This window comes from Palleronia pelagia (assembly GCF_900110115.1).
Classification (GTDB): domain Bacteria; phylum Pseudomonadota; class Alphaproteobacteria; order Rhodobacterales; family Rhodobacteraceae; genus Palleronia; species Palleronia pelagia.
This window is the reverse complement of record NZ_FOCM01000003.1, coordinates 330,513-344,049: the sequence shown is the minus strand read 5'-3', so window position 1 is coordinate 344,049 and position 13,537 is coordinate 330,513. Positions and strand designations below refer to the sequence as shown.

The 13,537-nt window shown below is 68.5% G+C and carries 17 protein-coding genes; 4 read left to right on the top strand and 13 right to left on the bottom strand.

The features are described 5' to 3' along the window. Position 1 precedes the first annotated feature (1 nt). The 5 genes from BMX96_RS08695 to BMX96_RS08675 form a co-directional block, all read right to left on the bottom strand. Positions 2-355, bottom strand: a complete 354-nt coding sequence (locus BMX96_RS08695; protein WP_091845127.1) for a copper resistance CopC family protein — start codon at positions 353-355, stop codon at positions 2-4. A gap of 25 nt (positions 356-380) precedes the next feature. Beyond that, the gene (locus BMX96_RS08690) at positions 381-854 is read right to left on the bottom strand and encodes a c-type cytochrome (RefSeq protein ID WP_091845126.1); all 474 of its coding nucleotides are present in this window, start codon (positions 852-854) and stop codon (positions 381-383) included. A 3-nt stretch (positions 855-857) separates the two neighbouring features. Beyond that, entirely contained in the window at positions 858-1,334 is a 477-nt protein-coding gene (locus tag BMX96_RS08685) for a DUF411 domain-containing protein (protein WP_091845125.1), read from the bottom strand. 65 nt (positions 1,335-1,399) lie between these two features. Beyond that, positions 1,400-1,609: a hypothetical protein gene (locus tag BMX96_RS08680; protein WP_091845124.1), complete on the bottom strand. Its 210-nt coding sequence runs from the start codon at positions 1,607-1,609 to the stop codon at positions 1,400-1,402. A gap of 154 nt (positions 1,610-1,763) precedes the next feature. Then, positions 1,764-2,315 (bottom strand): hypothetical protein, encoded by a 552-nt coding sequence (locus BMX96_RS08675; protein ID WP_091845123.1) that lies wholly within the window; start codon positions 2,313-2,315, stop codon positions 1,764-1,766. 56 nt (positions 2,316-2,371) lie between these two features. Here BMX96_RS08675 and BMX96_RS08670 point away from each other — a divergent pair, with 56 nt between their 5' ends. Continuing rightward, positions 2,372-2,908 (top strand): Crp/Fnr family transcriptional regulator, encoded by a 537-nt coding sequence (locus BMX96_RS08670; RefSeq protein ID WP_175481692.1) that lies wholly within the window; start codon positions 2,372-2,374, stop codon positions 2,906-2,908. A gap of 15 nt (positions 2,909-2,923) precedes the next feature. Here BMX96_RS08670 and BMX96_RS08665 read toward each other — a convergent pair whose 3' ends face one another. The 3 genes from BMX96_RS08665 to BMX96_RS08655 form a co-directional block, all read right to left on the bottom strand. Next, on the bottom strand, positions 2,924-3,757 hold the full coding sequence (locus tag BMX96_RS08665) for a C40 family peptidase (protein ID WP_091845121.1): 834 nt from the start codon (positions 3,755-3,757) through the stop codon (positions 2,924-2,926). After that, complete coding sequence (locus BMX96_RS08660) at positions 3,754-5,154, bottom strand: leucyl aminopeptidase family protein (protein WP_091845120.1); 1,401 nt, start codon at positions 5,152-5,154, stop codon at positions 3,754-3,756. Before BMX96_RS08660 ends, BMX96_RS08665 begins: the two co-directional genes overlap by 4 nt. A 63-nt stretch (positions 5,155-5,217) precedes the next feature. Continuing rightward, positions 5,218-5,604, bottom strand: coding sequence for a hypothetical protein (locus BMX96_RS08655; protein ID WP_091845119.1), 387 nt, complete (start codon positions 5,602-5,604; stop codon positions 5,218-5,220). Between the two features lie 137 nt (positions 5,605-5,741). Here BMX96_RS08655 and BMX96_RS08650 point away from each other — a divergent pair, with 137 nt between their 5' ends. Further along, a complete protein-coding gene (locus BMX96_RS08650; RefSeq protein WP_073127219.1) occupies positions 5,742-6,389 on the top strand; it encodes a carbonic anhydrase in 648 nt (215 codons plus the stop codon). 84 nt (positions 6,390-6,473) lie between these two features. Here the strand turns inward: BMX96_RS08650 and BMX96_RS08645 are convergent, their stop codons facing one another. Continuing rightward, a complete protein-coding gene (locus BMX96_RS08645; RefSeq protein ID WP_091845118.1) occupies positions 6,474-6,674 on the bottom strand; it encodes a hypothetical protein in 201 nt (66 codons plus the stop codon). Positions 6,675-7,197: 523 nt separating this feature from the next. Continuing rightward, positions 7,198-8,220 carry an aspartate-semialdehyde dehydrogenase gene (locus BMX96_RS08640; protein ID WP_091845117.1) on the bottom strand — a complete coding sequence of 341 codons (1,023 nt, stop codon included), beginning with the start codon at positions 8,218-8,220 and terminating at the stop codon, positions 7,198-7,200. A gap of 68 nt (positions 8,221-8,288) precedes the next feature. On the opposite strand from BMX96_RS08640, the gene BMX96_RS19275 reads away from it, so the two are divergent. Then, complete coding sequence (locus BMX96_RS19275) at positions 8,289-8,663, top strand: hypothetical protein (protein ID WP_139210022.1); 375 nt, start codon at positions 8,289-8,291, stop codon at positions 8,661-8,663. On the opposite strand, the gene BMX96_RS08630 is transcribed toward BMX96_RS19275, so the two are convergent. The 3 genes from BMX96_RS08630 to BMX96_RS08620 form a co-directional block, all read right to left on the bottom strand. After that, positions 8,620-9,411, bottom strand: coding sequence for a metallophosphoesterase (locus BMX96_RS08630; RefSeq protein WP_091845115.1), 792 nt, complete (start codon positions 9,409-9,411; stop codon positions 8,620-8,622). The genes BMX96_RS19275 and BMX96_RS08630 overlap by 44 nt on opposite strands. A 74-nt stretch (positions 9,412-9,485) precedes the next feature. Continuing rightward, positions 9,486-11,081 (bottom strand): phosphoglycerate dehydrogenase, encoded by a 1,596-nt coding sequence (serA, locus tag BMX96_RS08625; RefSeq protein ID WP_091845114.1) that lies wholly within the window; start codon positions 11,079-11,081, stop codon positions 9,486-9,488. Positions 11,082-11,192: 111 nt separating this feature from the next. Beyond that, positions 11,193-12,371 (bottom strand): phosphoserine transaminase, encoded by a 1,179-nt coding sequence (locus tag BMX96_RS08620; RefSeq protein WP_091845113.1) that lies wholly within the window; start codon positions 12,369-12,371, stop codon positions 11,193-11,195. Positions 12,372-12,531: 160 nt separating this feature from the next. Here BMX96_RS08620 and serB point away from each other — a divergent pair, with 160 nt between their 5' ends. Continuing rightward, entirely contained in the window at positions 12,532-13,398 is an 867-nt protein-coding gene (serB, locus tag BMX96_RS08615) for a phosphoserine phosphatase SerB (protein ID WP_091845112.1), read from the top strand. The last annotated feature ends 139 nt before the right edge of the window (positions 13,399-13,537 follow it).

Below are 13,537 nucleotides of genomic sequence, written 5' to 3'. Positions count from 1 at the left end.
GTCACTGGGCGAGGGTGAAGCTGAAGCTTCCCTGCATGGGGTGGCCGTCGGCGCTCATCCCCCGCCACTCGACGGTGTAGGCCCCGGGCGCGAGGTCGCCTGCGGGGCGGGCGACGAACTCGGTCACCGGGTCGGTGCCGGTCTCGCGCTCCAGCGCCGCATCCTCGCCATCGCGGGTCAGGCCGACCGAGATGACGCGCATGGGATCGTCGAACTGCATGGTGATCTCGGGCACATCCGTGACGGTCGCGCCGTCCTCGGGGGTGAAGGTGCTGCTCTTGGAATGGGCTGACGCGCCGGTTCCGAGCGCCGCAAGCGCGATGGTCGCAGCAAGGATGGTCAGGGTGTTTCGCATATCTTTTCTCCTCTCAAGCGCCGCATCACTGGGGGGCGGCGCGGTCGTTTATCTCGTCATGGGCGGCGCGGATCTCGGCCGGCCAGGTGGACTTGATGAAGGACAGCGCGGCGCGGATTTCGTCGTCGCTCAGCCGTCCGGCGAAGGCGGGCATGCCGGACTCGTAGTCGGGATCCCCCAGCACTGCGCCCAGCCCGTCGCGGGTCAGCGCGAACAGCATGGCGTCGGGGTGGTGCCATGTGTGCCCCGTCTCGTCGTGCGGCGGCGCCGGCATCAGGCCGTCCGTGCCCGGGCTCTGCCAGTCGGTCTGTCCTTGCAGGCCCGCGCCGTGGCAGGACGCGCATTCGGCGTCGTAGACGCGGCGCCCCAGCGCGATCTCGTCGGGGTCGTCCGGGCGCAGCTGAATCTCTTCCCCGCCACGATCCGGGCCGATGACCAGGAAGGCGGCCAGCCCCGCCAGCAGGGCGAGACCGGCCAGTGCATAGAGTGGGCTTCGCACCGATCAGACGTCGAAGGGACGCTGCGTGCCCGCGCGGTAGAAGACCGTGCCCGCACCTGCCGACCCGCCGAAGGCGATCACGTCGAACCGGGCGTTCGGGTCGTCGCCCATGCCGGGCGAGCCCATGGGCATGCCGGGCACCGCGAGGCCGGTGATGTCGGGGCGGTCGCGCAGCACGGCTTCCATCGGCTCGAAGGGCACGTGGCCCTCGAAGACGTAGCCGTCCGCATCGACGGTGTGGCACGAGACCAGGTTGGCCGGCACGCCCCGCGCGGCCTTCTGGGCGCCGGGGTCGGTCAGGTCCTCGACCGTGACGGCGTATCCGCGGGCGCGGGCCAGGTCGGCCCAGGCGTGGCAGCAACCGCAATTGGGCGAGGACAGCACGTGCAGCGCGGTGGACGCAGCGGCGCGCGCGGCAGGGGTGGCGGCGATCAGCGCGGTGGCGCCAAGGCCGGTAAGGAAAGCACGACGATTGGTCATTGGAATGGGTCCTGTTCGGAGAAGCTGTATGCGCCGGAGCGCGTAGATTGACGGAGATCCAGCCGTCAGACCTTCGGCGGGCCCAGCGGTGGTTCGCACAGGAACCCGTCCGCGAACCGTCCGCCGGACACCGCGAAGTGAACCGGGACCGGCAGCGTGGCGGGCCGGGCCGTCCACGCGCCGACCGCGAACAGGTCGCCGAGGCAGGACGCGGTCCGGCCGGACAGTCCGTCGCAGCACTCCATGTCCGCGGCGCCGCCCCCGTGGTGCGGCATTTCGGTCGTGGCGAAATCGCCGCCGCGCGGCGCGGCGTGCGCCGCGTCGAGGCTGGCAACGAACAGGAGCGCCAGCGACAGGAGTGCCGACAGAACGATTTTTATCGGATGAGAGAGTAGCGATCCCGTCCCCCATCGACAACAGGACTCACCGTCAGTGGGGCATCTCGCCGCGTGCGATGGCCAGGTGATGCGCGCGGTGATGATCCTGGCTGGCCATGAGGCCGAAGAACCCCAGCCCCCGGATCCGCGCCGTGGTGGCGGCATCGTCACCCGTGACGGTCAGGACGACATGGTCGTCCCGCGCCTCGGCCGAGACGGTCCAGGACGGATCAGCGGCCAGTTGCTCGGCATGGGCCGGGACCATGCGGCGCAGCGCGGCCAGGACGCGCGCATCACCGGTCGCGCGCGCCGTGAGGCCGCCGTCGATCGCGTCGGTTTCGACCTGCGCCCGGGTCGCCAGCAGGTCCATGTCGACCAGGTGCGCGCGCAGACCATCCAGATCGACGCGCGACCAATCGGTGTGCGGGTCCGACTCGAGCAGTTGGACGACCTCGGACAACGCGGCGAAGGCGCCCTGTCCCGGCTCGGTCAGGGTCGCGAGGGCAGCGCCATGGGTCATCCCGGCGGAATGGTCGGCGTGCTGGGCCTGGGTCGCGAAGGGCGCGGCCAGGGCAAGTGTCGTCGCGGCGGCAAGGCGGAACATGCGAATCTCCTGTCTCGATGGTGCTGTCAGACTATCGCGGGTCCCCGGATCGGCGTATGATCCGGATCATGTCGGATCTTGCCGCGCTTTTCGCCCATGCGCCGCTCACGCGGGTCAGGACGGGACAGGCGGTGTTTCACCGCGACGATCCGATCCGGGACGCCATTTTCCTGGAGTCGGGGTCCATCGCGCTGGTGCGCACGTTGTCGGAGGGCGAGACGCTGACCCTGCACGTGGCGCGGCCCGGCACGCTGCTGGCCGAAGCGTCGCTTTTCGCCGCGCGGTATCACTGCGACGCCAATACCCGCACCGACACTGCGCTGCGCCGGGTGGCCCGCGGGGCGTTTCTCGAGGGGCTGGCGCAATCTCCCGCGACGTTGCTGGACCTGTTCGCGGGCGCGGCGAAAGAGGTGCAGGCCCAGCGCGCGCGGGTCGAGATCCTGCGCATGAAGCGGCTGCCCGACCGGCTCGACGCCTGGCTGACGCTGAACGGTGCGCCGGGCGACCAGCCCTGGACGGAGGTCGCCGAAGCCATCGGCGTCAGCCCCGCCGCGCTTTATCGTGAACTGGCGAAACGGCGAAAGGCAGGCTGACCGGGGGGCCGAAGCCTAGGACAGCCGCCGCCGGCTGGTCACCGGGCCGCCGCCCTGAGATTCAATCCGCGCGATGGCGTCGGCGATGGGCTCATAGCTCGTCGCCATGTGGTGGGCGTTGGCATGGATCAGCACTTCGCCATCCACGGCCATCGCAACGTGACCCTTCCAGAACAGCAGGTCGCCCCGCGTGATGGCCGCATCCGCCGGCAGCGGCTGGCCCACCACGCCCTCCTGCAGGTCGCTGTCCCCCGGGCAGGGATGCCCCGACGCCAAGAGCGCCGCCTGGATCAGCCCCGAGCAGTCGATGCCGTCGGAAGAGTTGCCGCCCCAGAGGTACGGCACCCCGAAGAACAACTGCGCGACGCTGGCCGGGTCCGTGAAGGGCCGGTTGGCCGGTCGCAGGTGCGGCCGCGGGACGTGGGTGCCATCGTCGAGTTCGAAGAACGTGTCGGACGCGGCCACCACCCGAAGCCGCGCGCCGAAGCTCAGGCGCGCGATGGCTGGGATCTTCATGTCCGGCGCGGGATAAAGGTGGCTGGCCGGGACGCCGATGATATGCGTGGCCGCCACCGGGTCGCCCAGGTCGATCTCGGGCACGTAGCCCACGTAACCGTCCCGCTCGGCCCGGATGAAGGCCATGCCGCCCGCGCGTTCGTAGACGCGCACGGCCTCGCCCCGCAGCAACTGCCGGTCCCGGGCCACCCGGTCGGGCGTGGTCCAGATATCGGTGATGGGCGCCGTCACACTGGCCGGGCTGCCCTCGGTATAGCTGAGGGCCTCGACCATGCCTTTCAGGTGCGCTGCGGCGACGCGGCCATTGGCGGGGGTGAGCCGACGGTCGCTCATAGACCCAGAACCCCGGGCAGCGCGGCGAGGATCGCGCGCGCCCCCTGCCCGACGCCGCCCTTGGGACGGGCGGGCGCGGATTGCGGCTGCCAGCCGTAGAGGTCGAAATGGGCATAACGCGTGCTATCGCCGGCGAAACGCCGCAGGAACAGCGCGGCGGTGATGGCGCCGGCGAACCCGCCCTTGGGCGCGTTGTCCAGGTCGGCGATCCCTGGCTCGATCATCTGCTCGTAGGGCGCCCAGAACGGCATCCGCCAGACCGGGTCACGCGCCGCCGCACCGCCCGCCGCGAAGGCCGCCGCGATGCCGTCGTCATTGCAGAAGAACGGCGCCAGGTCGGGGCCGACGGCCACCCGCGCCGCGCCGGTGAGCGTCGCCATGGAGACGGTGAGATCCGATGCCTCTTCGGCGGCCAGGGCCAGGGCGTCGGCCAGAACCAGCCGGCCCTCGGCATCGGTGTTGTTGATCTCGACCGTCTTGCCGTCGCGGGCCGTCAGGATGTCGCCGGGGCGGAAGGCGTCGCTGCCTACCGCGTTCTCGACCGCCGGGACCAGCACGCGCAGCCGCAGCGGCAGCTTCAGCGCCATGATCATGCGCGCGAGACCAAGGACCGTGGCGGCCCCGCCCATGTCCTTCTTCATCAGCCCCATGGACGCGCCGGGCTTGAGGTTCAGACCGCCGGTGTCGAAGCATACGCCCTTGCCCACCAGCGTGAGGCGCGGGCCGGTGTCGCCCCAGGTCATCTCGATCAGGCGCGGCGCGCGATGGGGCGCGGCGGCGCGGCCGACCGTGTGGATCAGCGGGAAATTGGCGTCCTTCAACGCATCGCCCGCGGTCACCGTGATCCCGGCGCCGAACGCGTTTGCCAGGTCCCGCGCGGCCGATTCCAGCTCGGCCGGGCCCATGTCGTTGGCGGGCGTGTTGATCAGGTCGCGGGTCAGAGCCTCGCCCGCCGCGATGGCGGCGATACGGTCGGCATCGACACCGGCCGGCGGGACCAGTCGCGCCTTGGGGGACGATGCCTTGGCGTACCGGCCGAACGCGTATCCGGCCAGCAGCCAGCCCAACGCGGCCTCGGCCGCCGCGTCCGGATCCAGGTCACCTGCCAGATGCCAATCGCCTTCGGGCAGCGACGCCCGCGCCCCGCCAACCAGGAAACGGTGCCGATCGCGCTGGCCCGCGTCGCCCAGGCCCAGCACGGCGCCGTGGACCTCGCCCGTCTGGGACGGCACCACGATCACCCGGCCCGCCTGCGCGGCGAAGCCCGCGCCGTCGAGCCAGTTGCCGACATGGGCGGGCTGATCCGCCCGCCACGCCTTCAGGTCGTCCGGCCCCAGGACCCAGAGCGGGCGCGCATCGGCATCGGCTGGGGCAAATCCGTCGGAAAGGTCGGGCATCGGGCTGTCCTGGCAGGGTCAATTCCTGCCATTACTAGGGCAGCGACAAGCGCGTGCAACCGCTCAGGCGCCCGACGAATGGTCGGCTTCCTCCCAGATGCAGGTCACAGCCTGGTCGCCCAGGCGGACCAGCCGGGCGACGTTGGCGGCCAGCGCCGTGCGATCCGGCGACCCGGCCAGGGCCGCCGTCGCCTGGGCCACCCGGAAGGCGCGGCGCAGGCCCAGCCCCCGGGCCAGCCGCGCGGCGTCGCATGCGGCCTCGGCAACGCCGCTGGGCCGATCGTCGCGCAGGGCGACCGACGCGCGCAAAAGCGCCTTCGCCAGCCGTTCCAGTCGCCGTTCGATCACCGCGCTGGGACCACCGCCCGCCGGGTCGCGACCCAGTTTCAGCAGGCGCGACAGGTCGTCCGGCGTCGGCTCGACCAGGTTCAGACTTACGATATCAGGCATCCATCTTCCCTCTCATCCCCGACCGCCACCATGGCCCAAGGCTGCTAACAATTGGTGTCGGCCCGCGCGATCCGGGGTCGCAAAAGCATTCAAACGGGGCTAATTCCGCAAGAAGGCCGAAACCGAGAGGAGCCGAGATGATCCCTGCCAAACCGCTTCCGACGTATCTGGTGCAGCGTTTCCAGGGCTGGCACGCCACGAGCTTCGTCGAGAACGAGCATTGGTTCAAAAGGCTGGTGAACGAGGGGCAGCGCCCGCGCGTGATGATGATCTCGTGCTGCGACAGCCGGGTCCACGCGACAGACATGTTCGGCGCGGAACAGGGCGAGTTCTTCCTGCACCGCAACATCGCCGCGATGGTTCCGCCCTACCAGCCCGACGGCCAGCAGCACGGCACCTCGGCCGCGGTCGAATACGCGGTGGCCGCCTTGCAGGTGACCAACCTCGTCGTCATGGGCCACTCGTCCTGCGGGGGGGTCAAGGGCTGCTACGACATGTGCTCGGGCAACGCGCCCGAGCTGGAGAAACCCGAAAGCTTCGTGGGCCGCTGGATGGACATCCTGCGGCCCGGATTCGAGAATCTGCCGGAGGGTGATGAAGGCGAGCGCACCGTCGCGCTGGAGAAGGAAGCGGTGAAAGTCTCGCTTCGCAATCTCATGACCTTCCCCTTCGTGTCCGAACGTGTCGAGGACGGCCGGCTGAACCTGCACGGCGTCTGGAACGACATCGCCGCGGGCGAAATCCACGTCTACAACCCGGTCGCCGACCGCTTCGCCGCGATCTGAGGCGCGGGCCGGGTTCGCCCCCCGGTGAACGATCCCGGCCCGGGGGCGCCGCGCCCGGGGACCGGGGGCGCCGTGCCTGACCGTTCAGGCCGCGTGGCGGGCCATCGGACGGGCGTGTTCGGGAGAGAGCGCCGTAATCTCGGACAGCACCCGCAGGACCGACCCGCGCGGAAGCGGATCCTCGTCCATGCCGTCGACATCCAGGAATACGTTGGTCCGGGACAGTCGGTTCAGGCGCAGGGCGCGCCGACGGCCGGCGCGGGCTTTCTCGATCATTTCAGACATGGCTTGCTCCTTTCGGCTGGGACGGGACCGGGTGCGTCACCACAAGGCGGGGCAGGTCGCCGAGAAGATCCCGAAGGACCGGCTCGACATCCTGCCGTCCGATCCGTGGCCGCGCGATGGCCCGGCTGGCAGGTGCAGGGCCCATCGCGGGCCTAGCGATACGGCGATTATTCAAGAAACAGGTCATCGTGGCGGTCACCCTTTTCCCGGCACGCCCGCCCCCCGGACGTGTCCATGACCGCAATTCACCACGGGCTGGTTTGCGCCCGCTTTCGATTTCCCCGCGGATTTTCCGGGATCGGCGCTGACGCCGCAAAACACTGATCCGAATGGATTATTCCGGTAACCGGATGCCGGAGATTCGCTTAAAATCCCGCCCATCGGGCGTGATACGCAACCCGGACCCCGGATCGTTACCCGATCTTAACCAGCATCCGGGGACACCGATTCGCTCGCGGACGGCCGGACACGAAAAAGGCGGCCCCTGTCCGGCGCCGCCCGTTCGTGAAACCGCGAAAGCCGATCAGCCCTTCTTCAGGACCTCGCGGCCCAGCAGCTCGGCGATCTGCACCGCGTTCAGCGCCGCGCCCTTGCGCAGGTTGTCGCTGACACACCAGAAGTTCAGACCGTTCTCGATCGTCACGTCCTGCCGGATGCGGCTGACATAGGTGGCGAATTCGCCCACGCTTTCGATCGGGGTGATGTAGCCGCCATCCTCGCGCTTATCGACGACCATGACGCCCGGCGCCTCGCGCAGGATGTCGCGGGCCTCGTCCTCGTCCAGGAAATCCTCGGTCTCGATATTGATCGATTCCGAGTGCCCGACAAAGACCGGCACCCGCACGCAGGTCGCCGTGACCTTGATCTTGGGGTCCACGATCTTCTTGGTCTCGACCACCATCTTCCATTCCTCGCGCGTATCGCCCGAGTCCATGAAACTGTCGATATGCGGGATCACGTTGAAGGCGATCTGCTTGGGGTAGACCTTGGCCTGGTAATTATCGACAGGGTTGTAGATCGACTTGGTCTGGTCCCACAACTCGTCGATGGCCTCTTTCCCCGAGCCCGAAACGGACTGGTAGGTGCTGACCACGACGCGCTTGATCCGGGCGCGGTCATGCAGCGGCTTCAGCGCCACGACCATCTGCGCGGTCGAGCAGTTGGGATTCGCGATGATGTTCTTCTTGGCGTAGCCGTGGATCGCGTCGGGGTTCACCTCGGGCACGATCAGAGGCACGTCCGCGTCGTAGCGGTAGAGCGAGCTGTTATCGATCACGATGCAGCCGGCCTTGGCGGCGCGCGGCGCGTGGACCTTCGTCGCCTCGGATCCCACGGCGAAAAGGGCGATGTCCCAGCCGGTGAAATCGAACTGCTCGAGGTCCTTGGTCTTGAGCGTCTGCTCGCCGAAGCTGACTTCGGTGCCCTGCGACTTGCGCGAGGCCAGCGCCACGATCTCGTCGACCGGGAAGCCCCGCTCGTCCAGGATGCTCAGCATTTCGCGGCCCACGTTACCCGTGGCCCCGACAACGGCGATACGATAACCCATCAAAACCCCTCCTGAGGCAAAATTCGCGGCCTTCTAGACCATCCGCAGCGGCGGGAAAAGCGGGGGAGGTGGACAAAAAGCCCGCGCCGCCCATATGCTTTCCCATCTGGAAGGAGACCTCGGCCCATGTATTTCATCGTCCTCATCATTCTGGTCCTGCTGCTGGGCCTTGCCGTCTTCAACTTCATGTCGTCGAGCAAGTAAGCCGATCCATGGCGGCCAAGGGGCCTGGCGCGGGCGAGCTTTACGTCCGGCTGGCCATTTCGGTCGCGGGTCTGGCCCTTCTGATCGGTGCGCTGCTTGTCCGCGGCGTGCCCTCGGGTCCTGCTTTTTTCGAAGTCATCATCGTCGCCGGCGGCTTCTTCGGCCTGTCGGCGCTCTGGTCATTGCGCGGAATTCTCAGGGCGCGGTCAGCGGCGCGCGGCCCTCGGGATGAAGCGTGAAGACGCCATCCTCGTCGATCGCCACCGGCACCAGGTCGCGGCCGTAGCCGGCCCCGCCATCGGTGTTGATCCGGTTGCCGTAGTGCTCGGGGAACTCCAGCGCGGTATGGCCGTGCACGACCAGCGCGCCGTGGTCGCGCGTATCTTCGAGCCAGCCTTCGCGAATCCATAGCAGGTCATCCTCGTCCTGCTGGTCGAGCGCGATACCCGGCCGGATGCCGGCATGCACGAACAGCAACCCGTCCTCGCGATGCCAAAGCGGGCGCTGCGCCAAGAATTGCACATGCGCCTGGGGCACCGTGGCGCGGGCCTGCATCACCAGTTCCTCGCGGTCGAGAACCGTGTCGTCGACCTCGTAGGACATGAGCGTCTCGATCCCGCCATTGGCACTGTGCAGAAAGGCCGCCCCCTCGCCCCCCAAGCCATAGCTGCCCAGCGTGCGCGGGCCACCCAGCCGCTGGTTCATCCACGACAGCCCGGACTTGATGCGGTCGTCGTTCTCGACGCCCTGGGTCAGGAAACGCTCGAACATCCTGTCGTGGTTGCCCTTGATGGCGACCCAGTTCCGCCCCTCGGCCAGCCCCCCGATCAGGCGGTCCAGCACGCCGCGGCTGTCGGGTCCGCGGTCGGTGTAGTCGCCCATGAACACGATCCGCGCGTCGCGCCCGCCGTCGCGTTCGACCAGGTCCAGCGCACGGTCGAGCTGGGCGGAAAAGCCGTGGATGTCGCCGATGGCGTAGATCGTCATGGGGTGTCCTTCCGGGACAAGGCAAAGAGGGGCGGACCCGATGGCCCGCCCCTCATGATAGGTCGCGATCCGGCTTAGCCGACCGCGAATTGCAGCGGGCGCACCTGTTGGAACGACCCGGTGTCCTTCAGCTTCTGCAGAACCGGCTCGGGCGGCTGGTCGTCCAGCAGGAGAAGCGCGATCGCGTCCTTGCCCAGCTCGGACCGGCCCAGGGTGAAATTGGCGATGTTCACGCCGTTCTCGCCCAGGGTCTGTCCCAGCGTACCGATGATGCCGGCGCGGTCCTGGTTGGTGGTGTAGAGCATGTGCGGCCCGACCTCGGCATCAATGTTGATGCCCTTGATCTGGATGAAGCGCGGCTTGCCGTCCGAGAACACGGTGCCCGCGATGGAGCGTTCGCGAGTCGCCGTCTTCACGTGCACCTTGATGTAGCCTTCGAACATGCCGGTCTGTTCCTGCGTGGTCGTGGCGATGTCGATGCCGCGATCCTTGGCCAGCACGGGGGCCGAAACCATGTTCACGTCCGGGTTCACCGACCGCATCATGCCAGCGATCACCGCCGTGTTCAGCGCCGCCGTGTTCATCTCGGCTGCCATGCCGTCGTAGAGGATGTTGATCGCCTCGACCCCTTCGTCGGTCAGTTGCCCGATGAAGGCGCCCAGGTGCTCGGCCAGCTTGATCCACGGGCCCATGACCTTGGCTTCCTCGGCCGTGACCGACGGCATGTTCAGCGCGTTCTGCACCGCGCCCGTCAGCAGGTAGTCCGACATCTGCTCGGCCACCTGCAGGGCCACGTTTTCCTGCGCCTCGGTTGTGGCGGCGCCCAGGTGGGGCGTGACGACCACGTTCGGCAGGTTGAACAGGGGCGAATCGGTCGCGGGCTCTTCGGCGAAGACGTCGAAGGCGGCCCCGGCAACGCGGCCGTCCTTCAGCGCTTCGGCCAGCGCCTCTTCGTCGACCAGTCCGCCGCGGGCGCAGTTGATGATCCGCACGCCGGGCTTGAGCTTGGCGATGGCATCGCGGCTCAGGATGTTGCGGGTCTTGTCGGTCAGCGGCACGTGGAAGGTGATGAAGTCGGCCTTGCCCAGCAGCTCGTCCAGCTCGACCTTGCGCACGCCCAGCTGGTCGGCACGCTCCTCGGTCAGGAAGGGGTCATAGGCGATGACCTTCATCCGCAGGCCGTGGGCGCGGTCGATGACGATCGAGCCGATATTGCCCGCGCCGACGACGCCCAGCGTCTTGTTGGTCAGCTCGACGCCCATGAAGCGCGACTTCTCCCACTTGCCGGCATGGGTGCTGGCGCTGGCCTCGGGGATCTGGCGCGCGACGGCGAACATCATGGCGATGGCGTGCTCGGCCGTGGTGATCGAGTTGCCGAAGGGCGTGTTCATGACGATCACGCCCTTCTTGCTGGCGGCCGGGATGTCGACATTGTCGACCCCGATGCCCGCGCGGCCGATGACTTTCAGGTTGTCGGCCTTCTCCAGCAGCTTGGCGGTGGCCTTGGTGGCCGAGCGGATGGCAAGGCCATCGTACTGGCCGATCACCTCGGCCAGCTTTTCCTTGTCCTTGCCCAGGTCGGGCATGAAATCGACGTCGATGCCGCGATCGCGGAAGATCTGGACGGCGGTTTCCGACAGCTTGTCGGAGACGAGAACCTTGGGGGCCATGTGTGGCGCTCCTGTCGTTTGAAATCGGGGGAAGGCGCGCACCGGGAGGGCCGGGGTCGCGCGGAATGTTGTGAATGGCCCCGGACCTGCGCCCGGGGCGCGCGAGGTGGCTCAGGCGGCGTCGCGCGCGTCGAGCTCGGCGTGGTAGGCCCAGTCGATCCACGGCATCAGCGCCTCGACATCCGAGGTCTCGACCGTGGCGCCGCACCAGATGCGCAGGCCCGGGGGCGCGTCGCGGTAGCTGCCCAGGTCCAGCCCGGCGCCCTCGGCTTCCAGACGCTTCTGCACCGCCTTGGCGAAGGCCGCGTCGCCCGCGACAGCCGGATCGGTGAATTGCAGGCAGACCGAGGTGTTCGAGCGGATGTCGTCGCTGGCCGCCAGGTTCGCGATCCAGTCGCGGTCGGCGCAGAAATCCCAAATCACCTGCGCGTTGCGGTTGGCGCGGTCCTTCAGGCCCTTCAGCCCGCCCACCGAGCGAGCCCAGGCCAGCGCCTGGAGGTAATCCTCGACGCACAGCATCGACGGCGTGTTGATCGTCTCGCCCTTGAAGATGCCTTCGATCAGCTTGCCGCCCTTGGTGAGGCGGAAGATCTTGGGCAGGGGCCATGCGGGGGTGTAGCTTTCCAGCCGTTCGACCGCGCGGGGGCTGAGGATCAGCATGCCGTGCGCGGCCTCGCCGCCCAGCACCTTCTGCCAGCTGTAGGTGACCACATCCAGCTTGTCCCAGGGCAGGTCCTGCGCGAATGCGGCCGAGGTCGCGTCGCACAGGGTCAGGCCGGCACGGTCCGCCGGGATCATGTCACCGTGGGGCATCTTCACGCCGCTGGTGGTGCCGTTCCAGGTGAAGCAGACGTCCCGGTCGTAATCCAGGGCGGCCATGTCGACGATCTGGCCATACTCGGCCTCGTGCACGCGGGCGTCGAGCTTCAGCTGTTTGACCGCGTCGGTGACCCAGCCCGCGCCGAAGGATTCCCAGGCGACCATCTCGCAGGGGCGTTCGCCCAGCATGGTCCACATGGCCATCTCGTAGGCGCCGGTGTCCGAGGCGGGCACGATGCCGATGCGGTAATCGTCCGGCACGCCCAGCAGGTCGCGCGTCTCGTCGATGGCCTGGGCAAGCTTCGACTTGCCAATGGCCGCACGGTGCGATCGGCCGAGCGCGGCGTCGGACAGCGTTTCCAGCGAAAAGGTGGGGGGCTTGGCGCAGGGGCCGGAGGAAAAATGCGGGTTGTCCGGCATTGCGGACGGTCGCGTAAGGGCCGGCCGCGTGGCCGGTTCGAGGGTCGCCATGACTGGTATCCTTCCAGATATATGCCCTTCGTTGGGGAAGGGTGTCCCGCCGCCGGAGATAGGGCCGGACAGGGATTCAGGCAAGCGGAATTTGATGGCACCTGTTGCGGCTGCCCTCGATGCGCTAAGGCGCAGCGCGAGTAACCCAAGCGGAGCCGCCATGCCCATCGTCACCCTGATCTCGCCCGCGCTGGACCCCGCCTTCGCCGACGCGCTGCGCAACGCGTGGGGCGGGGGCGACGCGCAATGGCTGTCGCCGGACCGCGCCGTCGAATTCCCGGTGGCACAGGTGCCCGCCAACCAGTGGGAGGTCTGGGAAGAGGCGCAGAAGATGCGATGCGACCTCGTGATCCAGCCCGACGAGAACCGCCGCAAGAGCGTCCTTCTGGCCGACATGGACAGCACGATGATCGGGCAGGAATGCATCGACGAGCTTGCGGACATGGCCGGTGTCGGGGCCCAGGTCTCGGGCATCACCGCCCGCGCCATGAACGGCGAGCTGGGTTTCGAGGGCGCGCTGCGGGAACGGGTGGGCCTTCTGGCGGGGCTGGACGCGGGCGTGATCGACCGGGTCTGGGAAGACCGCATCACCCTCACTCCCGGCGGCGACGTGTTGATCGCCACCATGAAGGCCAATGGCGGCTACACCGCGTTGGTCTCGGGCGGGTTCACGGCCTTCACGTCACGGGTCGCGGCGCGGCTGGGCTTCGACATGCACCGCGCGAACGAGCTGCCGCAGGAGGCCGGCAGGATCACCGGGCAGGTGGCCGAGCCGATCCTGGGGCGCGAGGCCAAGGTCCAGGCGCTGCACGACATCTGCGCCGCGCGGAACCTGTCCCCCGCGGACGTGATGGCGGTGGGCGACGGCGCGAACGACTTGGGGATGCTGCAACTGGCCGGGGCGGGCGTGGCGCTGCACGCCAAGCCCTCGGTCGCCGCGCAGGTGGACAGGCGGATCAACCACGGCGACCTGACCGCGCTGCTTTATCTCCAGGGGTACTCCGACGGTGACGTCGTGCACCCGTGACCAACGGGGGGCCGCCCCTGCCCGGTCGCGACTCGCCGCGAATCGCGCCATTGGGCTCCGCGGGGACGGCACGAACGGGCCGGACGGGTGACGGGAATGGCGCCTCACGTCTGAGCGATTATTTGCCACAGGGGCTTTC

Excerpts from the sequence above, each read along its gene's own strand:
- BMX96_RS08695 (WP_091845127.1), bottom strand. The coding sequence starts at position 355 with ATGCGAAACACCCTGACCATCCTTGCTGCGACCATCGCGCTTGCGGCG.
- BMX96_RS08685 (WP_091845125.1), bottom strand. The coding sequence starts at position 1,334 with ATGACCAATCGTCGTGCTTTCCTTACCGGCCTTGGCGCCACCGCGCTG.
- BMX96_RS08680 (WP_091845124.1), bottom strand. The coding sequence starts at position 1,609 with ATGCCGCACCACGGGGGCGGCGCCGCGGACATGGAGTGCTGCGACGGA.
- BMX96_RS08675 (WP_091845123.1), bottom strand. The coding sequence starts at position 2,315 with ATGTTCCGCCTTGCCGCCGCGACGACACTTGCCCTGGCCGCGCCCTTC.
- BMX96_RS08670 (WP_175481692.1), top strand. The coding sequence starts at position 2,372 with ATGATCCGGATCATGTCGGATCTTGCCGCGCTTTTCGCCCATGCGCCG.
- BMX96_RS08665 (WP_091845121.1), bottom strand. The coding sequence starts at position 3,757 with ATGAGCGACCGTCGGCTCACCCCCGCCAATGGCCGCGTCGCCGCAGCG.
- BMX96_RS08660 (WP_091845120.1), bottom strand. The coding sequence starts at position 5,154 with ATGCCCGACCTTTCCGACGGATTTGCCCCAGCCGATGCCGATGCGCGC.
- BMX96_RS08655 (WP_091845119.1), bottom strand. The coding sequence starts at position 5,604 with ATGCCTGATATCGTAAGTCTGAACCTGGTCGAGCCGACGCCGGACGAC.
- BMX96_RS08650 (WP_073127219.1), top strand. The coding sequence starts at position 5,742 with ATGATCCCTGCCAAACCGCTTCCGACGTATCTGGTGCAGCGTTTCCAG.
- BMX96_RS08645 (WP_091845118.1), bottom strand. The coding sequence starts at position 6,674 with ATGTCTGAAATGATCGAGAAAGCCCGCGCCGGCCGTCGGCGCGCCCTG.
- BMX96_RS08640 (WP_091845117.1), bottom strand. The coding sequence starts at position 8,220 with ATGGGTTATCGTATCGCCGTTGTCGGGGCCACGGGTAACGTGGGCCGC.
- BMX96_RS08630 (WP_091845115.1), bottom strand. The coding sequence starts at position 9,411 with ATGACGATCTACGCCATCGGCGACATCCACGGCTTTTCCGCCCAGCTC.
- serA (WP_091845114.1), bottom strand. The coding sequence starts at position 11,081 with ATGGCCCCCAAGGTTCTCGTCTCCGACAAGCTGTCGGAAACCGCCGTC.
- BMX96_RS08620 (WP_091845113.1), bottom strand. The coding sequence starts at position 12,371 with ATGGCGACCCTCGAACCGGCCACGCGGCCGGCCCTTACGCGACCGTCC.
- serB (WP_091845112.1), top strand. The coding sequence starts at position 12,532 with ATGCCCATCGTCACCCTGATCTCGCCCGCGCTGGACCCCGCCTTCGCC.